The 23247-nt window shown below is 67.1% G+C and carries 24 protein-coding genes; 11 read left to right on the top strand and 13 right to left on the bottom strand.

Going from position 1 to position 23247, the window contains the following annotated elements; all coding sequences use genetic code 11:
• Positions 1–12 precede the first annotated feature (12 nt).
• The 3 genes from ACO07K_RS04440 (at position 13) to ACO07K_RS04430 (ending at position 3346) form a co-directional block, all read left to right on the top strand.
• On the top strand, positions 13–783 hold the full coding sequence (locus tag ACO07K_RS04440; protein ID WP_422034686.1) for a M48 family metallopeptidase: 771 nt from the start codon (positions 13–15) through the stop codon (positions 781–783).
• A 62-nt stretch (positions 784–845) separates the two neighbouring features.
• On the top strand, positions 846–2099 hold the full coding sequence (locus ACO07K_RS04435; protein WP_422034685.1) for a DUF2254 domain-containing protein: 1254 nt from the start codon (positions 846–848) through the stop codon (positions 2097–2099).
• Positions 2096–3346 carry a cation:proton antiporter gene (locus ACO07K_RS04430; RefSeq protein ID WP_422034684.1) on the top strand — a complete coding sequence of 417 codons (1251 nt, stop codon included), beginning with the start codon at positions 2096–2098 and terminating at the stop codon, positions 3344–3346. Before ACO07K_RS04435 ends, ACO07K_RS04430 begins: the two co-directional genes overlap by 4 nt.
• Here ACO07K_RS04430 and ACO07K_RS04425 read toward each other — a convergent pair.
• The 4 genes from ACO07K_RS04425 to ACO07K_RS04410 form a co-directional block, all read right to left on the bottom strand.
• On the bottom strand, positions 3343–3594 hold the full coding sequence (locus ACO07K_RS04425; RefSeq protein WP_422034683.1) for a hypothetical protein: 252 nt from the start codon (positions 3592–3594) through the stop codon (positions 3343–3345). The two genes, ACO07K_RS04430 and ACO07K_RS04425, sit on opposite strands and share 4 nt — an antisense overlap.
• 52 nt (positions 3595–3646) lie before the next feature.
• Positions 3647–3820 carry a DUF1328 domain-containing protein gene (locus ACO07K_RS04420; RefSeq protein ID WP_422034682.1) on the bottom strand — a complete coding sequence of 58 codons (174 nt, stop codon included), beginning with the start codon at positions 3818–3820 and terminating at the stop codon, positions 3647–3649.
• A 116-nt stretch (positions 3821–3936) separates the two neighbouring features.
• Positions 3937–4473, bottom strand: coding sequence for a PRC-barrel domain-containing protein (locus ACO07K_RS04415; protein WP_422034681.1), 537 nt, complete (start codon positions 4471–4473; stop codon positions 3937–3939).
• A gap of 113 nt (positions 4474–4586) precedes the next feature.
• Positions 4587–5735, bottom strand: coding sequence for a hypothetical protein (locus ACO07K_RS04410; protein ID WP_422034680.1), 1149 nt, complete (start codon positions 5733–5735; stop codon positions 4587–4589).
• A 248-nt stretch (positions 5736–5983) separates the two neighbouring features.
• Here ACO07K_RS04410 and ACO07K_RS04405 point away from each other — a divergent pair, with 248 nt between their 5' ends.
• From ACO07K_RS04405 to ACO07K_RS04390, 4 genes are all read left to right on the top strand, one after another.
• Entirely contained in the window at positions 5984–8251 is a 2268-nt protein-coding gene (locus tag ACO07K_RS04405; RefSeq protein WP_422034679.1) for an FdhF/YdeP family oxidoreductase, read from the top strand.
• Between the two features lie 30 nt (positions 8252–8281).
• Positions 8282–9076, top strand: coding sequence for a formate/nitrite transporter family protein (locus ACO07K_RS04400; protein ID WP_422034678.1), 795 nt, complete (start codon positions 8282–8284; stop codon positions 9074–9076).
• Positions 9077–9189: 113 nt separating this feature from the next.
• Positions 9190–9885 (top strand): cytochrome c oxidase assembly protein, encoded by a 696-nt coding sequence (locus ACO07K_RS04395; RefSeq protein WP_422034677.1) that lies wholly within the window; start codon positions 9190–9192, stop codon positions 9883–9885.
• Positions 9882–10373, top strand: a complete 492-nt coding sequence (locus ACO07K_RS04390; protein WP_422034676.1) for a CopD family protein — start codon at positions 9882–9884, stop codon at positions 10371–10373. Before ACO07K_RS04395 ends, ACO07K_RS04390 begins: the two co-directional genes overlap by 4 nt.
• Here the strand turns inward: ACO07K_RS04390 and ACO07K_RS04385 are convergent.
• A complete protein-coding gene (locus ACO07K_RS04385; RefSeq protein WP_422034675.1) occupies positions 10340–10870 on the bottom strand; it encodes a DUF2231 domain-containing protein in 531 nt (176 codons plus the stop codon). The two genes, ACO07K_RS04390 and ACO07K_RS04385, sit on opposite strands and share 34 nt — an antisense overlap.
• Before the next feature lie 39 nt (positions 10871–10909).
• Between ACO07K_RS04385 and coxB the strand changes: the two genes are divergently transcribed.
• From coxB to ACO07K_RS04370, 3 genes are read left to right on the top strand one after another with little or no spacing between them, the layout of a single operon-like run.
• On the top strand, positions 10910–11551 hold the full coding sequence (gene coxB / locus ACO07K_RS04380; protein WP_422034674.1) for a cytochrome c oxidase subunit II: 642 nt from the start codon (positions 10910–10912) through the stop codon (positions 11549–11551).
• A complete protein-coding gene (gene ctaD, locus ACO07K_RS04375; protein ID WP_422034673.1) occupies positions 11548–14040 on the top strand; it encodes a cytochrome c oxidase subunit I in 2493 nt (830 codons plus the stop codon). Before coxB ends, ctaD begins: the two co-directional genes overlap by 4 nt.
• A complete protein-coding gene (locus ACO07K_RS04370; protein ID WP_422034672.1) occupies positions 14037–14348 on the top strand; it encodes a hypothetical protein in 312 nt (103 codons plus the stop codon). The genes ctaD and ACO07K_RS04370 overlap by 4 nt, the downstream gene beginning before the upstream one ends.
• 17 nt (positions 14349–14365) lie before the next feature.
• Here ACO07K_RS04370 and ACO07K_RS04365 read toward each other — a convergent pair whose 3' ends face one another.
• From ACO07K_RS04365 to ACO07K_RS04340, 6 genes are all read right to left on the bottom strand, one after another.
• Positions 14366–14608 carry a hypothetical protein gene (locus ACO07K_RS04365; RefSeq protein ID WP_422034671.1) on the bottom strand — a complete coding sequence of 81 codons (243 nt, stop codon included), beginning with the start codon at positions 14606–14608 and terminating at the stop codon, positions 14366–14368.
• A 32-nt stretch (positions 14609–14640) separates the two neighbouring features.
• A complete protein-coding gene (locus tag ACO07K_RS04360; RefSeq protein ID WP_422036629.1) occupies positions 14641–16173 on the bottom strand; it encodes a PepSY-associated TM helix domain-containing protein in 1533 nt (510 codons plus the stop codon).
• Between the two features lie 180 nt (positions 16174–16353).
• Positions 16354–18819 carry a TonB-dependent siderophore receptor gene (locus ACO07K_RS04355; protein ID WP_422034670.1) on the bottom strand — a complete coding sequence of 822 codons (2466 nt, stop codon included), beginning with the start codon at positions 18817–18819 and terminating at the stop codon, positions 16354–16356.
• Between the two features lie 143 nt (positions 18820–18962).
• Positions 18963–19955 (bottom strand): FecR family protein, encoded by a 993-nt coding sequence (locus ACO07K_RS04350; protein WP_422034669.1) that lies wholly within the window; start codon positions 19953–19955, stop codon positions 18963–18965.
• A 92-nt stretch (positions 19956–20047) separates the two neighbouring features.
• Positions 20048–20584 (bottom strand): sigma-70 family RNA polymerase sigma factor, encoded by a 537-nt coding sequence (locus ACO07K_RS04345; protein ID WP_422034668.1) that lies wholly within the window; start codon positions 20582–20584, stop codon positions 20048–20050.
• Positions 20585–21012: 428 nt separating this feature from the next.
• Complete coding sequence (locus ACO07K_RS04340) at positions 21013–21378, bottom strand: hypothetical protein (RefSeq protein WP_422034667.1); 366 nt, start codon at positions 21376–21378, stop codon at positions 21013–21015.
• 194 nt (positions 21379–21572) lie between these two features.
• On the opposite strand from ACO07K_RS04340, the gene ACO07K_RS04335 reads away from it, so the two are divergent.
• On the top strand, positions 21573–22577 hold the full coding sequence (locus ACO07K_RS04335) for an alpha/beta hydrolase family esterase (protein ID WP_422034666.1): 1005 nt from the start codon (positions 21573–21575) through the stop codon (positions 22575–22577).
• Here ACO07K_RS04335 and ACO07K_RS04330 read toward each other — a convergent pair.
• Positions 22543–22893, bottom strand: coding sequence for an ethanolamine utilization protein (locus ACO07K_RS04330; protein WP_422034665.1), 351 nt, complete (start codon positions 22891–22893; stop codon positions 22543–22545). The genes ACO07K_RS04335 and ACO07K_RS04330 overlap by 35 nt on opposite strands.
• Before the next feature lie 17 nt (positions 22894–22910).
• Complete coding sequence (locus tag ACO07K_RS04325; RefSeq protein WP_422036731.1) at positions 22911–23198, bottom strand: hypothetical protein; 288 nt, start codon at positions 23196–23198, stop codon at positions 22911–22913.
• Positions 23199–23247: the final 49 nt, after the last annotated feature.

The following is a 23247-nucleotide window of genomic DNA, read 5'->3' as shown; positions in this document are numbered from 1 at the left end:
GGGAGCGCGTGCATGGTATGCGGCTGTGCCGGGGCGGTGCATCAACTGCCGCAGGTCAGCGACAGCCATCTCAGCCTGGCGCAGAGCGAGGTGCAGGGTGCCGGCGGCCCACCGGCGCGCCGCGCACTGACCGACGCCGAGGTCGACGAGATCCTGCGCTCGGCCCTTGCCCGCATCCGCCCGACAGCCGAACAGACGTGCCGCGAGATGAACGTGGGCGTGTGCAACTGGCAGGTGACCGCATCGGCGAACCGCTCGATCAACGCCGGCGCCGGCGCCAACGGGTCGATCTTCATCAACCGCGGGGTCGTCGAGTATGCCGCGAACGAGGAGGAGGTCTGCCTCGTCTTCGCGCATGAGATGGGCCACCAGGCGGCGAATCACATCGCCACCAACCAGCGCAACACGATGACCGGCGCCCTGATTGGCGCCATCCTACTGGGTGCCGCGGGCGCCGCCGCCTCCTACAGAAGCCCCTATGGCGGCCAGATCACGCGCTCAGCAATGGATACTGGCGCCAAAGTCGGCGGCGCAATCGGCCGCATCTCCTATTCCAAGGAGCAGGAGCGCGAGGCGGACTATCTCGCGGCCGTGGTTCTCTATCGCTCGAACGTAGACCTCGACCAGGCGCGCGGGCTGCTGGTCACCATGGCGCGTGCGTCGGGACGCAAGGACACCGGCCTGCTGGATACACATCCGGCCGGCCCCGAACGGCTCGCCGCCTGGGATCGTGCCGTTGCCGAAATCCGCGCGGCCAAGGGCGCGCTGCCGGCGCGCGCATAGACGCTTTTTCGCGAGAGAATCACGCGCCGGGAGCATTTGGCGGCTTCGCGCGTTGAATGCCGATGCGCGCATTTCTGTCCGTCACCCGACTCGTCTCCATCTGGGAGCGCCTGCGGGGCAGCTTCTGGTTTCTGCCCAGCCTCATGGCAGCCGGCGCGGTGATCCTGTCCTTCGCGGCGGTCCAACTGGATGCGGCTATGGAGGCGGACGCCTACGGACGCTTCGAGTTCATCTATCTCTTCGGGCCGGAGGGCGCGCGCGCCATCCTGTCTGCGGTGGCGACCTCGATGATCACGGTCGCCGGCCTCACTTTCTCGATCACCATGCTGACGCTGCAGCTTGCCTCCTCGCAGTTCGGCCCGCGCCTGTTGCGCAACTTCATGCGCGACCGTGGCAATCAGCTGGTGCTCGGCACGTTCATCAGCACCTTCGTCTATTGCCTGCTCGTACTGCGCACCGTGAAAGGCGTCGAGGGGTCGAGCTTCGTGCCGCATCTGGCCGTGGCGATCGGTGTCGTGCTCGCCGTCGCCGGTCTCGCCGTGCTGATCTACTTCATCCACCACACCGCCAGTTCGATCCGTATCGAGACGCTGCTCGCATCGCTGGCGGACGAAACTGCTGCCACGATCGATCGTCTGTTTCCGGAGCGGCTGGGGGATGAGGAGCCGGAGACGGACGTCGAGCCGCCGGACTTCCACCAGGGGCGCATCATCCGCCCAATCGCGAGTGGTTACGTCCAGTCCATCGACAGCGCCGCGCTGCTTCGGCTGGCGGCCGAAGAGGATCTGATCGTCAACGTGGTGGCGCGGCCCGGCAGTTTCGTGACCGAGCGCGATTCGCTGCTCCGCGTCCTCGCGGCGACGGCCCTCCCCGAAGAAAAGTCTGCCGCACTGCGTTCAACCCTCATCGTCGGAATCGAACGCACTCCCTATCAGGACCTCGCTTTCTCCGTCCGGCGGATCGTGGAAATTGCCCAGCGAGCCCTCTCCCCCGGCATCAACGACCCGACGACTGCACTTTACTGCATCGACCGGCTGCGCGAGGCATTGGTGCGGCTGGCTGAACGCAGGACGCCCTCCAGCTTCCGTCATGACGATGAGGGGCGGCTGCGCATCGTCGCGGAGCCGGTCTCCTTCGAAGTGGTCGCGGTCGACGCGATCGGTGCCGTTGCGCACTATGCCGGTTCCGACGCCGACGTGCTGAAGGCGCTCGCCTCGGCACTCGACGCCGTGATCGCCGCCGCGGAAGGCAAGGACCGCGCGCGGCTTCTCGAACTGCGACGATCTCTTCGAGAACGGCTGAGCGACACCACGTGAGCGCGCTGGGGCCGTTCGATGTCGCAGCAGCCGTGATCGTCTGTGCGGCCGTGTTCGGATATGTCAATCATCGCTTCATCGGGCTGCGCCAGACGACCGGCCTGACCATCATGGGCGCGTTGGCTTCGCTGGCCATCGTCGCGGTGAACGCTCTGTGGCCCGGGCTCGCGCTCGCACGCGAACTCGTCGAAAGCATCAGGTCCATCGATTTTCACGCGACGGTCATGGACGGACTCCTGTCGTTCCTGCTGTTCGCGGGCGCCCTCCACATCGACCTCCAGACGATGAGGCGTTCGGCCTGGGCAATCGGCCTCATCACCATCTCCGGTGTGCTCCTGTCGACCGCTCTCATCGGCGGCGCGGCGTGGCTGGCGCTCGATCTCGCGGGCATACCGCTCCCGGTGATCTGGTGCCTGGTGTTCGGCGCGCTGATCAGCCCGACGGATCCGGTCGCGGTCCTGGGCATCCTCAAGTCGGCGAAAGTACCTCCCTCCCTGGAAGCGACGGTGGCCGGCGAGAGTCTGTTCAACGACGGCGTCGGCATCGTAGTGTTCACCCTGCTTCTGGGCATGGCGACGGGAGCGGAAGAAGTGAGCGTGGCGGGAGCGGGCCGGCTGTTTGCCGTCGAGGCCCTGGGCGGCGCGGCACTCGGCTTCATCGCCGGCTGGGCGGCCTTCCTGGCCTTGCGGTCAATCGACGACCACAATCTCGAGGTCCTCATCACCCTCGCCCTGGTGATGGGCGGCTATGCCTTGGCCCACAGTCTCGGCGTCAACGGCCCGATCGCGATGGCGGTAGCCGGGCTCATCATCGGCAATCACGGCCGGCGCCTGGCTATGAGCGACAATACGCGCGATCACGTGAACAAGTTCTGGTCGCTGATCGACGAAACCCTGAACGCGGTGCTGTTCCTCCTCATCGGCGTCGAAGTCGTCGTCATCCTCGAAGACTGGCGGCTCCTCCTCATCGGACTGGCGGCCATCCCGCTCACGCTCGCTGCCCGGGCGCTTTCCGTCGGCGCGCCGATGTTGGCGCTCAGGCGCGGGGAGAGCTTGCCGGCCGGCTCGTACTCGATCCTGGTGGTCGGCGGCGTGCGCGGCGGGATATCGATTGCACTTGCCCTGGCTCTGCCCGACGGACTCGAGAAGCACGTGATCGTTCTCGCGACCTACGTCGTCGTGATATTCTCGGTGGTCGTACAGGCCTCGGTGGTCGGCGTCACCGCGCGTCGACTTTTCGCACCCTAGATCGAAGGGGTCCGCGACGGTGACGCGACTCCCTCTTGGCAGTCGGAGGGATGTTCGCTGCTGTAGATGCACGATCCAGGCGACGTGCTCAGCGTCGTCACGAGTGCGACGCCCACATAGGTGAAGACGACGAACGCCACGGCGAGCGGTGACCAATACAGAATTCTGCGTCCCACCGGCGAATTGCCCATCGCGCGTCCGAAGGCAGCGGCCAGGACAAGGGCTGCCCCCGCCGCCGCGATCAGCATCGCGTTACCCCAGACGGGTGCCGCCGGCCACATACTCGACCTCAGCATGCGATCAGAAAAGGACCTCGCCGGCCATCAGGCCGAGGACCAGGAAGATGACGAAGATGATGATGGCGATCACGAAGAGCCACTTGGCAATCGTCGCGGTGCCGGCGGCGATATTGGTAAATCCAAAAAAACCCGCGACCAACGACACGAGGAAGAAAACCAGCGCGAGCTTGAGCATTTTCGGAATCCTTCGTGGGCGGGAACAGCGTTGTGATGCCCGGGGCTAGCCCTGTGGCTAGCGGGGTTGCGAGAAGAGGGCCGCGGAGCGCGGGCGTACCGCGCCCCGCGGGTGCTCTATTTCTTCAGGGATGCGGCGTCGCCCGACTTGGCGGCATTCGGGCCGGCCTTGTCGACGTCGCCCAGATTGAAGGGCGTTGCCTTCTTCAGGTCGTCCTTGGTCGTGTTCACGACCAGGCGGAACGAACCATCACGTTGCTCGCTGAGCACGATCGAGGCCGGCGAGATTGCGACGTCACGTTCGCCCATGCCCAGAAAGCCGCCGACGCTGACAACCACGGCCTTGATCGTCTTGCCGTTGTCGATGACCAGATCGCTGACTTCGCCGATATTCTCGTCCTTGAGATTGTAGACGTTCGTGCCCATCAGCTTGGACGCGCGGACATCGGCAGGATCGGCCGTATACAGCGTCATGACGAGCGAGGAGCTGTCGACGCGCTGCAAGCCGGGCTTGGCACCCACTCCGCCGGACGGGGTCGCGGGCGTGGTCGACGGTGTTGCCGAGGGCGTTGTCGCGGGCGCCGTCGTCTGGGCCGCGGCGAGTCCGGTCATGGCCACCAAGGCGCAACCCGTCGTGATCATAAGTCTCTTCATTTTCGCCTCCTTGTTGTTGCGTCTCTGGAGAATGCCACGGGGGAGCGTATGGTTGCCTCGCCCAGCCACTTCCGAAAGAGTCCGAACATGCCGCCTGTCCTGCACGACATCGGTCAATAGCGGTACGTCGCGGCCAGGCCGGTCGGCAGCTCCATACGCTCGGCGGGAACCACAAGGACGGTGCCGCCCATCTTCGTGACCAACTCGCCGAGATCGTCGAGCATGTCGTCGACGTCCGGAGCACCCAGCTCCGCCTTCTCGATCCGTCCCGTCGCGACATCGAGACGGCCCGCAATCTCGCGGCCGGCCTCGACCATGAGGGTGGCGACGCGACCGGCTGCGGCCGCCTCCGCGACCTCGGCGAGCACGTCGCTGCCGGTGCCGCGCGCCTTGGCCTGCTCGAATTCGCCGTGAAGCGTTTCGAGGCGCGCCTGATACTGCGGCTCGACGACCTGCCAGGCGTGCTCGCGCAGCTTGTCGGCCGACAGGGACTCCGGATTGAGGCGAATGCCGTCAGCGATGAGGAACGGGTTCTGGCTGACCTCATGGAAGCGATGATGATGCTCCGGCAGGGCCGCCAGGATCAGCGGCAGGCCCGACGGCCGGGAGTAGTGCTCGAGTACCGCGCGATCGACGGCGCGGAAGTAGCGATCCGCCTCGTTGTCCGCCTCGGCGCCCTTTCCGCCGAGGCCGTGCCGCAGCGGCATGCCCGCCCCGCCACCGTCGCCGTCCGCTGATGCTTCGGCGCTCGATTCGCCGATCGAGTCAGGGACCCGCTTTGACATGTCGACCTCGTCTAGCGTGCGCCGGTTGCCTTCGAACAGCCGGATCCCGTGCAGGCTGAGGCTCAGCACATGATAGCGATCGGCGGTTTGGAGAAACCGTCGCAGGGGCTTGGTGTGAAAACTGTCGGCGACGACCACGAGCTGGTCGACGGGCTGGGAGAACCGGAGCGCCCGGAAGAAGCCCGGCGCGCCCAGCACAGCCAATCCCTCCAGCGCGTGATTCCAGAAGTCGGCGTCTTGCGCGAGTGCCTGGAACGGCTCCAGGAGTTCTTTGGACTCGGCGGCCGGGTACTTCTGATGAAGGGACGCTTCCAGTTCCTTCAGGAGATTGCGGAAACGGATCGGGTCCTCCTGGTTCTCGGGATGTCGGCGGTGTGTTGGCTGAAAGAGCGAGAGGCAGGGACCGCTATCGACCGCTGATAGCTCTTTGAGCACCTCACTCGTAAGCGCGGTGATTTCTCGTCCATCGGCTGGCATCGTTGTCATGTGCGTTCTTCCCTTGGGACAGAGGGCTGTTGTGCGACGATTCCGGCCGCAACGTCATCGGAGGGAGAGGCGGGTCGTGTAAGCAAGCCACAGGCTCGTTGGCGCGCTTGACCCTGCTCCCCGAACGCGTCGAGAGATGCAGGGTTGCACGGCTGCCATATCTCGTCCGAAGCGAAGAAATTCGGCAACCTTTGCGCCGCCCCCGCTTTGCATACCGACTGAAATGCAGGGTAAGCGCCATGACGGATCAGCCGGAACACACCGATTACGACGGCAGCGCCGGCGGCTGGGGCTCGCTGCGCGGGATCGTGGAAACGGTCGGCCGGGAGATGTCGGCTGTGGGCGCGCTCGACACGTTGCGCCAGCAGAACAAGACCGGCGGCTTCATGTGTACGAGCTGTGCGTGGGGCAAGCCCAAGCATCCGCACGCCTTCGAATTCTGCGAGAACGGCGCGAAGGCGACTCTGTGGGAACTGACCACCCATCGCTGCACGCCCGACTTCTTCGCCGGCCACACCGTGAGCGAGCTGCGGAGCTGGACGGATCACGATCTCGAGCAGCAGGGCCGCCTCACCCACCCGTTGCGCTACGACGCCGCCAGCGATCGCTACGTGCCCTGCACCTGGCAGGACGCATTCTCGGCGATCGGCGCGGCGCTGAAGGCCAGCGAACCGAAGAGGACGGTGTTCTACGCCTCCGGCCGCGCCTCGCTGGAGACCTCGTATCTCTACGCCCTGTTCGCGCGGCTGTACGGCCACAACAATCTGCCCGACAGCTCGAACATGTGCCACGAGACGACGTCGGTGGCCCTCAACGAGCTGATCGGGTCGCCGGTCGGCACCTGCGTGCTGGACGATTTCGAGAAGTGCGACGCGATGTTCTTCTTCGGCCAGAACACCGGCACCAACAGCCCGCGCTTTCTCCACCCGCTGCAGAAGGCGGTCGAGCGCGGCTGCAAGGTCGTGACCTTCAATCCGCTTCGTGAGAAGGGCCTCACCTCCTTCATCAATCCGCAGCGCCCGCTGCAGATGCTGACGGGCCAGGAAACGCCGATCAGCTGCCAGTATCTGCAGCCGCGCGCCGGCGGCGACATCGCCGCGATCATGGGCCTCTGCAAGTTCGTCCTCGCCGAGGACGTGCGACAGGGCGGGACCGTGATCGACCATGCCTTCATCGCCCAGCACTGCACCGGCTTCGAGGCCTTCCACGCGAAGGCGGATGCGACCTCGTGGGAACGGATCGAACAGGAATCGGGCCTCCGCCGTGCCGACATCGAGGAAGCCGGCCGGGTCTATGTCGAGGCGGAGCGCGTGATCGGCGTCTACGGCATGGGCCTCACCCAGCATGTCCACGGCTTCGAGAACATCGCCATGCTGGTCAACCTGCTGCTGATGCGCGGCCATATCGGGCGCGAGGGCGCGGGCATCTGCCCGGTGCGCGGCCATTCGAACGTGCAGGGCCAGCGCACGGTGGGCATTGCCGAAAAGCCCGAACTGGTGCCGCTCGACAAGCTCGCGGCAATGTTCGACTTTGATCCGCCGCGCAGCGAGGGCATGAACACCGTCGCCGTTTGCGAGGGACTCCTCGCCGGCGAGGTGCAGGCCTTCATCGGGCTGGGCGGCAACTTCCTGCGCGCCATTCCCGACCAGACGCGCGTCGAGCCGGCCTGGGAGCGGATGCAGCTCACCGTCCAGATCGCCACCAAGCTGAACCGCAGCCATCTCTTCAACGGCCGTGTCGCCTACCTTCTGCCTTGCCTCGGTCGCAGCGAGGAGGACATGCAGGCGAGCGGTCCGCAGACGGTGACGATCGAGGACAGTTTCAGCCACATCCACGGTTCGCTCGGCCATCGGGAGCCCGCCAGCGAGCATCTCCTGTCCGAGACCGCCATCGTGGCCGGGATCGCCAAGGAAACGCTGGCGCCCAATCCCCGGGTCCAATGGGACGACTGGACAGCCAACTATGCGGTGGTGCGCGACCTGATCGCAGAGACCTATCCCGAGCAGTTCTACGACATGAACGAGCGCATGTTCGAACCGGGCGGATTCTATCGCGGCAACCCGGCGCGCGAGCGCGAATGGAAGACCGAGAGCGGCCGCGCCCAGTTCACCGCGCCCAGTATGCTCGCGGCCACCGACGTCGAGGACACCCCCGGCCGCTATCGCCTGATCACATTGCGCTCGAACGACCAGTTCAATACGACCATCTATGGCTACAGCGACCGCCTGCGCGGCATCGAGGGCACACGCGACGTGGTCATGATGAACCCCGCCGACATCGAGCGCGCGGGCCTCGTCGCGGGACAGCGCGTGTCCCTTGTGGGCGACGCCGACGATGGCCATGTCCGCCGCATCGACGGGCTGGAGGTCGTCCCATTCGACCTGCCGGACGGCAGCATCGCGGGCTACTATCCGGAACTGAACCCGCTGATCGCCCTGCAGCACCACGATCGCAAGTCGAAGACGCCGGCGGTCAAAGCCGTTCCCGTTCGCATCGAGGCCGCGTAGCCCGGTCCCTATCCCAGCGAGGGCGCTTCGATGGACGAGAAGGACAAGGATCCGGTTGGAGAGGCCATCGCCCGCGCGGCACCGCAGGCGCTGGCCGCCAAGGCGCAGCAGGATTGGCCGCGCATGGCGGTCCTGGCCGTCCTCGCCGGCGCCTTCATCGCCTTCGGGTCGGTGATCTCACTGGTTGCGCAGTCGGGGCTGGGCGAGGGCCCGGCAACCGGTCCGGTACGGCTTCTGTCGGGGCTGGCCTTCTCGGTCGGACTCATCCTCGTGATGATCGCGGGCGCCGAACTCTTCACGGGAAACACGATGATGGTGCTGCCGGCTATCACGGGCGCGCTGCCCGTCAGCCGGATGGCCGCCGCCTGGACCGTCGTTTGGCTCGGCAATCTCGCCGGCAGCCTTGTCGTCGCCCTGCTGTTCGCGGCCAGCGGTGGACTGGAAGGGGACGTGGGCGACGCGGCGCGGAGTGTCGTCGGGGACAAGCTCGACAAGTCGCCACAGGCCGTCTTCTGCTCGGGCATCCTCGCGAACGCGCTCGTGTGCCTCGCGGTCTGGATGTCGATGAGCGCCAACACGCTTCCGGCGAAGATCCTCGCCATCGTCGGCCCGATCATGCTGTTCGTCGCCGCCGGCCTCGAACATTCGGTCGCGAACATGTCGCTGATCCCGATGGGATGGCTGAGCGGCCTGCCGGGCGGCCTCGACTGGTCGGCGGGGCTGCTCAATCTCCTGTTCAGCACAGTGGGCAACATCGTCGGCGGCTCCCTGCTCGCCCTCGCTTTGGCCTACGGGCACGACGCGCTGAAGCGGGCGTCTCGTTAAGGAAGCGGCAGCAAGGCACCTTTGGTTCACAGGCGCTGCGCTGGCGGGAACTCCGGCCCTCCATTTGCGTTGCGACTGAACTCCCTTTCATCGGCGGACGGCGTCGCAGAACCATGACCAGTTATTGCGGCGCCCCTCCTCACCCGTACGACTGGATCGGTCGCTGGAATTTCGACCCAGTGCTGCTGGTCGTGCTTGCCGTCGCGGCCGCGGTGGCGATGCGGTCGCCGCATCCGCGCCTTGCGCTGGCCTCGGTCGCAGTCCTCGCGGTGGCGTTCGTGTCGCCGCTCTGCGCGCTGACCGTTGCGCTGTTCTCTGTGCGCGCCGTGCATCACGTGCTGCTGGTCGCCGCGGCCGCTCCGCTGGCGGCGCTGGCCTTTCCCGGCCGTGGTTCGAGACATCTCGGGATCGCGTTCCTGATCTCGACCGCGACCCTGTGGGCCTGGCACCTGCCTTCGCTGTATGACCGCGCGCTCGGCGACACGGCGGTCTACTGGCTGATGCAGCTCAGCCTGCTCGGCACCGCGAGCTGGTTCTGGCGGGAGCTTTTCGCCGCGCCGCCCGTGACGGCGTCGATGGCCTCGATCCTCGCCATGGCGCAGATGGGCATGCTGGGCGCCTTGCTCACCTTCGCGCGCACGCCGCTCTATGCCAGCCATGCCGCGTCGACACTGCCCTGGGGACTGGAGCAGGTCGCCGACCAGCAGCTCGCGGGACTGGTGATGTGGGTGCCGGGCGTGGTCCCCTATGCGCTGGCGACGGCGCTGATCGCGCGCCGGGTGTGGATCCGGGCCGCCGGCACGGCATGATCGCGGCCCTCAAATTCCTCCACATCGCCGCCCTGTCGATCTGGTGCGCCGGCCTCGTCGGCCTGCCGCTCTTGCTGGCGCGGCACCATCCGGCGGACGATCAGCACCAATATTCTCGGCGCCGGCTGGTGACGCACGTGGCCTATGTCGGCGTGGTGACGCCGGCGGCCGTGATCGCGATCGCACTGGGCACGGCGCTGATCTTCCTGCGCGAGGTCTTCGTGCCGTGGATGTTCGTGAAGCTGGCGCTGGTCGGCTTGCTGGTACTCGCCCATGCCTGGCTCGGCCATGTCACCCTGCAGGTCGGTGAGCGGCAAGGCGACTATACGACGCCGCATCCGGCACCGCTGCTGCTGGTGTCCGGCCTCACGATGCTGGTGATTCTGATCCTGGTGCTCGGCAAGCCCTTGGTCGGAGACGAAATCGTGCCGGCGTGGCTTCTCTCACCACGCGGTCACCTCTTGCCCGTGGACGAGGTGCCGAGGTGATAGTCGAAGACCAGCTTTCCGCCATGCCATCCGGTGATGGCGGTGAAACCCGCCGCCAGCAGCGACAGCAGCACACCCCACGGCAGCACGGCCTGCTCGTAACCCGCCAGACGGTAGCCCCAGTTGGCGCCGAGGATGGAAAGCAGCATCACGGCAAGCACGAAGTGAGTCCAGCTCGCGGAGCGGGCGCGGATGCCCGGCACCAGCAGCAGCTCGACCGTGCCCGCCAGTCCGGCCCCGACACCGAGGAGGAAGGCCATTCCGCTGGCCCACAGGGCGGCGCGCGCCCAGAAGGCGTCGCCTGTCCACCAGTAGAAGCCGTCGGCGCCCAGCGTGCACATGGTCAGCGCGATCGGGAAGGTGACCAGCATGGCGTGGATCGGATGGCCGGCGACGGCGATGCGCGATTCGGTCCGGTGGAAATGGGACTGCGCCTCGATCGGATCGACCCGGACCTCAGCCTCTGCCGGCGGGGACCCTTCGGAAACAATAGCCATCGGTCCCTCCTCCATCCGCTGGGTGCGTCGCTGGTAACGATGGCTGTCGGCGGATGTTCCGGACCGCTGTCGACGCTCGACGCGGCCGGCCCGGCGGCGGCGCGGGTGGCCAGCTTCTGGTGGGCGATGCTGGCCGGCGCGACGGCGCTCAGCCTGCTGGTCTTCGTGCTGCTCCTGCTGGCCTTCCTGCGGCGCGGGCGCGAGGGTCGCACCAGCCCGACGCTGTGGATCGGCGGGCTCGGCGTCGCCATGCCGATCGTCGTGCTGCTGGCGCTGGTGGGATACGCGCTGATGCTGGGCGAACGCATCATCGCGCCCGGTCTCTCGGGTACGGTCGTCATCGATGCGACGGGCCGGCAATGGTCGTGGGAATTCAGCCATCGCACCGGCGAGGGCATGCAGGTGACGCACAACGAGCTGCACATGCCCGCCGGCCAGCCGGTCGTGCTGCGCATCGCTGCCGTCGACGTGATCCACAGTTTCTGGGTGCCGCGGCTCGCGGGAAAGATGGACGCCATCCCCGGCCACGTGAACGTGCTGCGCATCCAGGCCGAGCAGCCGGGGGTGTACGAAGGCCAGTGCGCCGAGTTCTGCGGCAGCGGACATTCCGGCCATCTGTTCCGTGTGATCGCCCACGACGAAGTGGGCTGGGCAGCCTTCCAGCGCGGAGAGACGCGATGAACGCGCTGCGACGGCACCGCGCCCTCGAGGCGATCTGGGGGGCACCGAAGGGCTGGCGTGGCACCGCCGTGTCGGTCAACCATTCCGATATCGGCAAGCGCTTCGTGGTCGCGGCCTTCGTCTTCTTCGCGATCGGCGGCGTGCTGGCCATGATGATCCGCGCACAGCTCGCGACGCCGGGCAGCGCCTTCGTCGGGCCCGACATCTACAATCAGCTGTTCACGATGCACGGCAGCATCATGATGTTCCTGTTCGCCATCCCGATGTTCGAGGGGCTGGCGCTCTACATGCTGCCGAAGATGCTGGGCAGCCGCGACATGGCCTTCCCCCGCCTCTCCGCCTATGGCTGGTGGTGCTACCTGTTCGGCGGCACGATCCTGATCGCGTCGATGATCTTCGGCGTGGCGCCCGACGGCGGCTGGTTCATGTACACGCCGCTCTCCTCCAAAGCCTTCACGCCGGGGATCAACGCCGATGTCTGGCTGCTCGGCATCACCTTCGTCGAGATTTCGGCGATCTCGGCCGCCATCGAGATCACCGTCTCGGTGCTGAAGCTGCGCGCGCCCGGCATGCGGCTCGACCGCATGCCGCTGTTCGCCTGGTATCTGCTGATCACCGCGCTGATGATGATCGTGGCCTTTCCGCCGCTGATCCTGGGCTCGATCCTGCTCGAGGTGGAGCGCGCCTTCGACTGGCCGTTCTTCGATCCCGCGCGCGGCGGCAGCCCGCTGCTGTGGCAGCACCTGTTCTGGCTGTTCGGTCACCCCGAGGTCTACATCATCTTCCTGCCCGCGGCCGGCGTGATCTCGACGGTCCTGCCGGTGCTCGCCCGCACCCGCATCCTGGGCTACGGCTGGATCGTGGCGGCGCTGCTGGCGCTCGCGTTCCTCAGTTTCGGCCTGTGGGTGCATCACATGTTCACCACCGGCATCCCGCACATGGCGCTGGGCTTCTTCTCGGCCGCCTCCGCGCTGGTGGCACTGCCGACGGCGGTGCAGGTCTTCGCCTGGATCGGGACGTTGTGGAACGGCCGGCCGGAGCTCAAGCTGCCCATGCTCTACCTCCTGGGCTTCTTCGTGATCTTCGTGATCGGCGGCATGACCGGCGTGATGCTGGCGATGGTGCCCTTCGATCTGCAGGCGCACGACACGCATTTCGTGGTCGCGCATCTGCATTACGTGCTGATCGGCGGCTTCATCTTCCCGATGCTCGCCGGCGCCTACTACTGGCTGCCGCACTTCACCGGCCGCACGCGTGACGACCTGCTGGGCAAGGCCTCGTTCTGGCTGATCTTCACAGGCTTCAACGTCACCTTCTTCATGATGCACCTGACCGGCCTGCTCGGTATGCGGCGCCGCGTCCACACCTATCCCGAAGAGGCGGGATGGACGCTGTTGAACCTGCTCTCCTCGGTCGGCAGCTTCGTCATGGCCTTCGGCTTCGCCCTGTTCGCCATCGACGTCGCCTTGCACCTCTATTACGCCCGCCGCCGGCGCCGCAATCCGTGGACCGCCGGCACGCTCGAATGGGCGATGCCGATTCCGACGCCCGCCTACAATATCGCGAGCCTTCCCACCGTCGCCGATCGCGAGCCGCTGGCCGACGCCCCCGCTCTCGCGACGTCGCTGGCGCGCGGCGAGGGCTATCTCGGGCAGCCGCGCCACGGCTGGCGAGAGACGATGGCGGTGGAAACGACGAGCGGTGCGATCGATCATGTCGTCGTCCTGCCCGGCAACACGCACCTGCCGATCGTCACGGCCGCGGTGACGGGTTGCTTCTTCCTCTGCCTGCTGGCCGGCCAATACTGGCTGTCGCTGCTGCCGGTGGCAGGAGTCGTGGCGCTGGGCCTGCGCTGGGCCTGGGTCCTCGACTGGCGCCGCGACATCGGCCCGCTGCCGATTGGCGGCGGTGAGGTGGCGCCGATCCATCGCGAAGCCGCGGGCGCGCCCGGCTGGTGGGGTAGCGCCTTCCTGCTGGTGGCCGACGGCACGGCGCTCGCCTCGCTGCTGTTCGGCTATGCCTTCCTCTGGGTCATCGCCCCGAACTGGCCGCCGCCGGAGCGCATCGAGGGCGGTATCGTACCCGGCCTCGTCGCGGCCGTGGCGGCGGCGGCAGGCAGCCTGTTCGCCCGCCGCAGCCTCGCCGCCAGTACCGAGGGGGCGCTGGCCCCGACCGGACGCGCGGCGCTTGCCGGCGCTGCGGCGCAGCTGGGCACGATCGTCGCGCTGGGGACGCTCGGCGTCACGGCACTGCCCGCGCCGCAGGAACACGCCTATGCCGCCTGCAGCTGGGCGCTGCTCGCCTATTCCCTGCTGCACGCCCTCATCGCTCTGCTCTGTATGGGCTTCGCCCACGCCCGCGTCGCAGCCGGCCACGTGTCGCCCCGCCGCACGCTCGACCTCCGTGTCGCGCGCCTGTTCAGCGACTACTCCGCCGCAACGCTCGCGATCGTGCTGTTCTGCCTGCTGGCGCCGTCGGTGGTGTCATGACCCTGCTCGCACGGATCAGCGCAGGGCTGCTCCTCTGGGCCTTCGGCTTCTCGCTTCTCTACGCGCTGCAGGGAGCGGGCTGCGCGTACGGCTGGCAGGAGATCCCTCTGTTCGGTGCCTCGCTGCTGCGCTGGGCCCTGGTCGTGACCTGGGTGCTGCTGGTCGCAGCAGGCCTCGCCCTGCTCCGGTTTGCCCGGTCGGCGGCTTCAGACTTCGAGCGGCGCGTCACGCTCGCGACGACCCTCGCCGGCGCCGGGGCCATGCTGGTCACCGGTTCGCCGGTGGCGCTTAGTTCTATTTGCACCTGAGGACAGGCGCGCAGCGCTCAATCCTCGTCCGGATCGCCTTCGGTTTCTTTAAAGGAAATGGCATCCGCGAAGCGCTTCGCGACATCGTGCAAGCCCGCTTCCTCGGCGGTGCGCAGGCCCTCGCGGTTGGCATCGAGGCGGGCGAAGTCTTCGGGCGGGGCAGCGGCCAGCGCCTTCTCGATCAGGTCGATGGCGTCGCGGTACTTCTTCTGGCCGCGCAAGGCGGCGGCGACCTTGGTGGCGTCCTGCAGGCTGCTCATGAACTCCAACTTCCTCCCGATGCGCGAGGCGATCAACGGGCAAGCCCCAGCGAAGTTGCGCGCGCGCGCCTCCGGTCCAGGGCAAAGGCCGCCCACGCCGCCGTTGCGGCGCTGCCGAGCAGCAGGATATCCATGCCGGCCACGCTCCAGAGATGGGGTTGGCCGAGGCTGCGGCCGGGATGATCTCCGGTGGTGATCCAGTTGAGCAGCACCGCCGCGAGCGCGAGGACAGCGATCGCCCCACACTGTTCGATCCAGGCACGGCGCGGCCGCAGCGCGGCATGGGCGAAGCTCGCGAGCCAGACGAGATAGAAGGCCCACATCTCGAGCGCGGCGCGATCCTCGCCGAGAAAGACCGTGCCCAGCGGCAGCAGCCGGTTGGCCACGAAGAAGGCAAGCGTTGCAACGACGATGCCACTCACCGAGCCGACGGTCAGCGCCTCGACGAGGCGCACGCCGCGCGGGCCCAGGCGTCCGTCCTTCTTCTTCCGCGACTCCAGCCAGAACAGATAGCCCGTGGCGATCAGCGCACATCCGGCGAGGCCCAGGACGAAATAGACCCAGCGCAGGGTCCAGTGGCGGAACTGGATCAGGTGCAACCCGGCGATGAAGCGTTGCGCCGACAGGACCGGCTGCGGCGCGATGCGCTGGTGCAGCAGCGCCCCGGTCGTCGCGTCGAAATAGGCGATGTCGGAACGGCCGGCGACGCGATCCTCGCCATGGCGGGCCACCTGCACCACGGCGGCGGCATCGCCGGGTTGGCGGACGAACAGGTATCGCGGCGTCTCCCCATCCCAGAGACGGCTCGCCTCCGTCGTGATGGCGTCGAGCGAGGCAAGCGCGCCGGGCCGACCGAGCCTCGGCCTGTCGTAATTGCCGTAGGCCTCTCGGGCGAAGGCCCGGACCTCGTCGCCATAGGCGAACTGGATCGTGCCGGGGAAATACACCCCAAAGAAGATGATCACGCCCGACAGGGTGATCATGAAGTGAAACGGCAGGCCGAGCACCCCGGTCACGTTGTGCAGGTCGAGCACCAGGCGGCGCGGCTGTTTGCCGGCCCGGAAGGTGAAGAAGTCGGCGAAGATCTTGCGGTGGATCACCACGCCCGAAACGCAGAGCAGCAGCATCGCCATCCCCGCCACGCCGACGATCCAGTAGCCCAGCCGGACATGCAGCATGTAGTGGAAGGGATAGAGGAAGCCCGTGCCCGCCCATGTGCCGGGATCGGGCAGCGCGGCGCCGGTCGCGGGATCGAACAGCCGCACCAGCTGGCGCGTCCCCTCGCGCCACGTGACCTGCAGCACCGGAGCCCGTTCCGTCGGAAGCTGCGCGAACCACGAGGTTGCCTTGGCAGCGGCGGCCGCCTCATAGGAAGCACGCAGCGCCTCGACGGCTGCGACCTCACCGGTCGGCGCGAGCCGGGTCATCGGCGCCATCCAGCGGTCGATCTCGCGATCGAATACCGACAGCGTTCCCATCCAGAAGATCGCGAACAGCAGTCCACCCAGCACCACCCCGGCCCAGGTGTGCAGCCAGTCCATCGAGGCGCGAAAGCCCGTGCCCATCCCAGCCACCGTCGCTCCTAAGCGCTAACTACTTGCCTCCCCCGTCACACGGGGGAGGTGGCCCGAAGGGCCGGAGGGGGAAGGCCACCGGCTGGCCGTCTCCGCTTCAAGATTCATGGTGTTGCCGGCCCCCTCCCGGCCTCCCCCGTATGACGGGGGAGGTGTTTGAAGGGCGACGCCCTAGAAATCCGCCGTGAGGGCGAGCCGGAAGGTGCGGGGCGTGCCGACGTTGAGGCGCGTGGTGGACGACACCATCGACCAGTAGTTGGTGTCGAGCAGGTTCTCGACGTTGAAGCGGATGGCCACCGGCTTGCCGGTCGGGCTCTTCGCATCGGCGATCACGTAACGGGCGCCGACGTCGAACCGCACCCAGTCGGGGATGCTCTGCCGCGGGTTGGTCAGGCCGACATACTGCGTGCCGGTGTAGATCACCCTTCCATCGAGAGTCAGGCCGCGGACGAACGGCGTGTCCCATTCGCCCGCCAGGTTGACCTGCACGTTGGGCGCGCCGGCGGCCTGCCAGCCATCGTTCACGCCGCCCGCCGTGCTGACCAGGATCGCCTCCTGGAACATTGCGCCGCCCAGCAGCCGCACGCCTTCGGCCGGCGTGCCGAACACGTTGAGTTCGATGCCGCGATTGCGCTGCAGGCCGTTCTGCGTGAGCGTGTTGGTCGCGGCGTTGGCGATGGCGCTGGGCTGGCTGATCTGGAAGGCGCTGAGCGTCGTGGTGAATTTGCCCCAGTCGATTTTGGTACCGAACTCGAACTGCGTCGACTGATAAGGCGCGAAGACCTGGCCGGCATTGACGAAGGTCGGACCGACGACCGTGCCTGGCTGCAGCCCCTGGATGAAGTTGCCGTAGAACGAGACCTCCTTCCACGGCCGCACGACCAGAGCCACCGAGGGGCTGATCGCGTCCTGCAGGTAGGCCGAGGTGAGAGCGCCGTTCGCAAGATTGAAATTCTCGCCCATGATCTGCTGGTAGCGCGCGCCGACGGTGAGCTGGACGCGCTTCTGCGCGAAGGAAAGCGTGTCGGCGACGGCGAAGCTGTTGAGCTGCAGCGTGCTCGACTTGCGAGGCGACTGGGCCGTGATGTTGGGGCGCGCGACGACGTTCGGCGTGTAGATGTTCGAAGCGTAGGCGGTGCCGATGCCGCGGCCGAAGCCGTATACCTGCTGATAGCGCGTCGCGCTCACGGCGAAGGTGTGCCCGACCGGACCGGTCTGCGCCTCGCCGCGCAGGCCGATCTCGCTCGTCCATTTCGTCTCGTAGGACGTATTGTTGAGCGGCGTCTGCGTGCTGTTGCCGTTGAGCCCCGTGACGATCGGATCGCCCGACCACAGCGAGTTCCAGCGATTGTCGTGCGCGCCGATGGCGCCATAGAGGGTCACGCCGGGCCAGACGTCGACCTCGGCCCGCAGCGCGCCGAACAGGTCCTGCGAGTAGGTTTTGCTCCACGGCAGGATGAAGTTGCTGTTGAGGTCGGGCACGCCCGGCACCGGCGCGCCGGCGGCCACGCTGACATAGCCGACACCGCCGCTGATGTACTGGGACTGGTAGCCGCCATCCAGGGACAGGCGGAAGCCGTCGCCGCGATAGTCGATGCCGATCGTCCCGAGGCCCAGCTCCTCGGCGTTCCACAACACCGCCGTCTGGCCGGCGCGATAGGCGCCGTTCAGGCGCACGCCCAGCTCCTTCTCGGGGCCGAAGCGGCGGCCGACATCGACGGCGCCGCCGAATTGCGCGGCCGAGCTGTAGGCGGCCGTCGCGCGGTTCATCGGCTCGTCGTGCGCGCGCTTCGGGACGACGTTGATCGTGCCGCCGATCGCACCGCTGGGCGACATGCCGTTCAGCATCGCGCTCGGTCCCTTCAGCACCTCGATGCGTTCGGCCAGTTCGACGCCGATCGAATAGGTCGGAAGCAGGCCGTAGAGTCCGCCATAGGCGATGTCCATGCTCTCGACGGTGAAGCCGCGGATCATCATGTTCTGCGCGCCGTTGTTGCCGGTCGGCCGCACGATGCGGACGGACGGATCGTCGATCAGGACGTCGCGAATGGTCTGCGCCTGCTGATCCTGCGCCTTCTGCGCGGTGTAGCTCGTCTGGTTGAACGGCGTTTCCATGACGTCGCGATTGCCGAGCAGGCCGAGCTGGCCGCCGGTCGCCACCTGCCCTCCGGCGTACGCCGGCGGGATGTTGTCGATCATCGCCTGTGACGGAACCGCGAAGACGCCCTGCACCTGAACGGGATCGAGTTGAAGCGTCGAGGGATCGAGCGGGGCCTGGCCGACGCGCTGGAGCGCGATGGTCGTGCCACCGAGCAGACTGTAGGTGAGCCCGGTGCCCGCAAGCAGACGCTGCAGCGCCTCGTCGACGCTCATCGCCCCCTGCACTCCCTGGGTCGAGAGACCGCGCACGAGCGCGGCATCGGCGGAGATCTGGCGGCCGGACTGCTGGCCGAACAGCGGCATTGCGCTGGCGAGCGGCTGTGGTCCGATATTGAAGCTGCGTTGTGCCGGCGCCTGGACAGTCTGCACGTCGGGCGATTGCGCGACGGCCGGAGTAGCGCCCGCCGCCAGAACCATCGTGATCGCAGACGTGCCCAGTATCGCCCCGACGCCCAGAGAACCCAAACGCTTGTCCATCGCCGCAACATCTCCCCGCAGAGCAGGAACATCGGACGCTGCCCATCGACGTGCGATGGAGGGCAGCGCATTCGTTCCTTCACTGGGGCAACGAGTGACTCGCGGACTTTTCTAAGAAATTCGTTCGAGCGCGCGATCGGATGTCAGGAGGCCGAGACGACCAGCAGCCATGGCGTCACGCGGCGCACTTTGGCGCCATGCACGCGCGCCATGCCGCGCAACGCATCCTCGGGGTCGGCGAGATTGTAGGCGCCGGTGATGCGGCGCTCGGCGAGCCCGCCGTCGGTCAACACGATCGTGCCGCCGAAGTAGCGACGCAGCTGATCGATCGCATCGCCGAGGCGAGTCTCCTGGGCATAGAGCTGACCCTGTCGCCAGGCAGCGACCAGCTCGGGCGGCTCGCTGCCCCGCGCTGTGAGGCCGTCGTTCGTGATCCGCACGAACTGACCGGCGACGAGCTTCGCGGCACTCTCCACGGGCGCACCGGTCGTCGCGACGGCGACGACCCCCTCCTCGACCGACACGGCGACGTCGTCGATGCCGAGGCGAACGTCGAAGCGCGTGCCCAGCACCGTCGCCTCGACGTCCCGCGCCGTCACCCGGAAGGGCCGCGTGGGATCGGGCCGCACCTGGAAGAAAGCCTCGCCCGAAAGAAGCTGCACGCGGCGCGCCTGCTGATCGTCGGCCATCGCGACAGCGATGGCACTGGCCGGTGCCAGGGTCACGCGGCTGCCGTCGGGCAGGTCGACCTGGCGCAGCTCGGCCGTGCCGGTGAAGTGATCGGCGCGCAATTGCAGGAGCATCGCAGGCCCCGCCCACAGAGCGAGACAAGCCGCTGCCGCAAGAGCCAGCGCGGGCATCGCCCAGCGGCGCCTCGCGGTCCGTGGCTCGATCGCCAAGACCTCCGCACTGGCTCGCGTCGGCGCGGCTACGGCGCCGGCCTCGCGCGCGGCGGGCAGCAGGGCGGCCATTTCGGAAAATCGACGGGTCGAGGCCCAGGCGGGCTCGTTCTCGGGACGGGCCTTCAGCCATTCGTCGAACCGGCGGCGCAGCTCGGCGTCGTCCGGCTCCTCCTGCAGGAGGATCAGCCAGTCGGTGGCTTCGTTCGAGGCCCGTTCGGCGTCGGCATCCGTCACGCGCTCCATCCCTCCTCACGCGGAGACCTGCCCCGCATACTGCCAACGCCCGGTAGATCCGATTTTCTAATGATTAATGCGAAGCGGCGGAATTATTTCCAGCCCAAACGCCTCTTGCAGTGCGCGATCGCGTCCGACACCAGCTTGTGCGCCAGCGGCAGGGAGATGCCGAGGCACTCGGCGATCTCGCGGAGCTTGCAGCCCTCCAGCCGGTGCATCTCGAAGGCACGGCGCGTGCGCTCCGGCAGTTCGGCCAGCGCCTGCTCGAGCAGACGAAGCTCGTCCCGGTAGAGCGTCAGCATTTCCGGGGTGGCCGCCACGCCGGGCGCCGTCACCGCCTCGGCGACACCGTTTGCCAGGGCCTCGGTCTCGCGGGCGGTGCGGCGGCGGCCGTCGAGCGCCAGGTTGCGAACGATGCGATACAGATAGCCCAACGGCTCGTCGAGGAAGCGCTGGCGCGCTACCTCGTCGAAGCGCAGCCAAGCTTCCTGCACCAGTTCCTCGGCCTGGGTGCGCGAGCCCACGATGCCGGTCGCATAATCGACCAGCGAGCCTCGATGCTCGACATACAGGATGGTGGTGTCGGACGGCACGGCGGCGACGATATTGTAAGTGCGAATGCCTCGCAATTACAAATAATTGCCTTCTTTGCGGCCGCCAATGCCTTGGCGCCGCCTGCGACCCCACACCGAATCGACGCAATGCTCCGGTCATTTGGCTCAGCATCATTCATTAGGGTTGCCATGTCCTTGAGGCATACGCTCTGCGCGGCGCTGTTAGTGGCCTCTGCGGCTCCTGCGATGGCTGCGAACGATGGCCTGCCCACCATCCAGCCGGGGACGCCGGGCACGGCATATGGCTTGTCTCCTGCCCCCAACCAAAACGGCATTGAAGCACCGCCCGGCGCGCCTGCGTGCCGTCAGGCGAAGGCAAAGCCCCCCTGAGCGCCGAGGAGAAAGCCCGCCGCAAGTACATTCGGGCTCAACAGGCGGCACAGGGCATCACCCCCGCGGCCAAATCGCATCGGGCGAAACTGCCGCTTTGCTAGTCGCGGTCGTCAGGGCACCGGCTGGAGCTTGAAGAGGCAGGCATAATCGCGATTGTAGACCTGCAGGTCGCGGCCCTTGGCATTCCCGGTGAGGTCGACGGTGAACGTCTTCTGGCCGACCGGTATTGAGATGGTGCGCGCGATCGATCCGTCGGCCGATACCGGTACCAGGAACGCGTCTGATTCGCCCGCCTTCACCGAAAGGTCATTGCCCATTTCCGCGAACGCAAAGAACAGCTTCGATACATCGGCCTGTCGGCAGAGTAGCGGCGACCGGGCCTCGAGGACCGGCTTTGCCCGCCACGACTCGGCGAATGCGACCGTCGAGAGGGCGATGCCGACACCTGCGATGATTGCCACAGAAAAAATACGCACGCCCGCCTCCCAAAGCTGCCAGAGCTTACTCCTCAACCGTTTGAAAGGCCCGGAGTTGCGACAAAGGATGCATTGACGCAACTCGACGTCGCCATTTGCGTAGTTGAAGGTGGCGGGCACAAGGGCGACCGTTGTGATTGGACGCCGCGGCGTTCCTCGAATAGTCCTCAGCCAGCGTACAGAAAAGAGTACCCATGTTGTTACATCGCGCCGACGTGATCGAGGTTCTTCGACTGGCGCGCGACGGCAGACTCGTCGAAGCGATGCGGGCCCTGACGGAACCTCGTCCCGAGGTATTGGCCTCGTCGTTCGATTATCACACCGTGGCGAATTCGGCGGGCAACCGCCGTTTCAAGCTCTACATCCCCGCCGGACATGACGGGCGGCCCCTGCCGCTGATCGTTATGCTTCACGGCTGCAGCCAGTCGCCGGACGATTTCGCCGCCGGCACGCGCATGAACGAACTCGCCGACGCGCGGCGCTTTCTCGTCGCCTATCCCGAGCAACCCCAGTCGGCGAACCCGAACAAGTGCTGGAACTGGTTCAAGGTGGGCGACCAGATTCGCGACCTCGGCGAGCCTCACCTGATCGCCGAAGTCACGCGGCAGATCCTGCGCGACCATGCCGTCGACGAAGACCGGGTCTATGTCGCAGGCCTCTCGGCCGGCGGCGCGGCCGCGGCCATCATGGGCGCCACCTATCCCGATCTCTACGCCGCGGTCGGCATCCATTCGGGCCTGGCCTGCGGCGCGGCGCGCGACATGCATGCCGCCTTCTCGGCCATGCGGCAGGGCGCTCCCGCCGCACGGCTTCCCGTGCGGACAGGCCCCGTGGTGCCGACCATCGTCTTCCACGGCGATCGCGACGAGACGGTCAATCCGGTAAACGGCGACCAGGCCAGCGAACAGGCGTCCGGCGGGCCGGGCGTGCGCACGCACGTCTCGCATGGGGAAACCCCGACCGGCATCGCGTTCACCCGCACGATCCGTTTCGACGCGCAGGACCGCGCGCTCGGGGAGCAGTGGGTGCTGAAAGATCTGGGACACGCCTGGTCCGGCGGCAGCCTGCTCGGGTCCTTCACCGACCCGCGCGGCCCCGACGCCAGCGCCGAGTTCGTGCGCTTCTTCCTTGAGCACCGCCTGTCCGCACGAAACACGCTGCCGGTCAGCCCCGTGCTTCCTGCCAGTGCGGGTAGGTGACGTAGGCCGTCAGCGCGCCCTCGTCGTGCGAACGGATCGTGACCGCTTCGCCCTTGGGCATGTAGATGAATTCGCCCGGCCCGCCCGTCACGGTGCCGTCGCGACTCGTGATCGAGATCCGCCCCTCGAGGATCAGCATGACGTCGTCGACCGCCATCGTTTCCTCGAGACACTGGTTGGGTCCATAGCGGCCATAGCCGATCGTGATCGGCCCGCCGTGGCGCTGGTCGATCACGTTGCCGGCGAAGATGTCGCCCTGCTGTCCCGGCGAGCGCTCGAGCGATGCGTCGCCCAGTCCGAATTTGCGAACCGTCATTCCCGCATCCTCTGGCGCTAGCGGCGCCGATCGCCCTTGTCGCCCTGACCCGGCTTGGCGACGGTCTTGGCCTTGCGACGACGATCGGCCGTCAGCGAGCGGCCGACATCCTCGACTTCCTTGAAGGAGGTGCCGCGCGCGTTGCGCCGAACGAAGAGCTTGTTGGTGCCGGTGTCGATCAGCTCGCGCTTGGGCGCGCTCTTGCGTGCAGACTTCTTCTTCGCGACCTTCTTCTTAGCGACCTTCTTCTTGGCCACTTTTTTCTTGGCGACCTTTTTCTTCGCGATCTTCTTCTTTGCAGCCATCGCATGCTCCTCAATGGACGTGCGGCGTTGAACGTTTCCGGATTGTGAA

It is taken from the genome of Reyranella sp., from assembly GCF_965228225.1.
Lineage (GTDB): Bacteria > Pseudomonadota > Alphaproteobacteria > Reyranellales > Reyranellaceae > Reyranella.
Note: the sequence above shows the minus strand (reverse complement) of the source record. Positions and strands in the feature narration are given on the sequence as shown.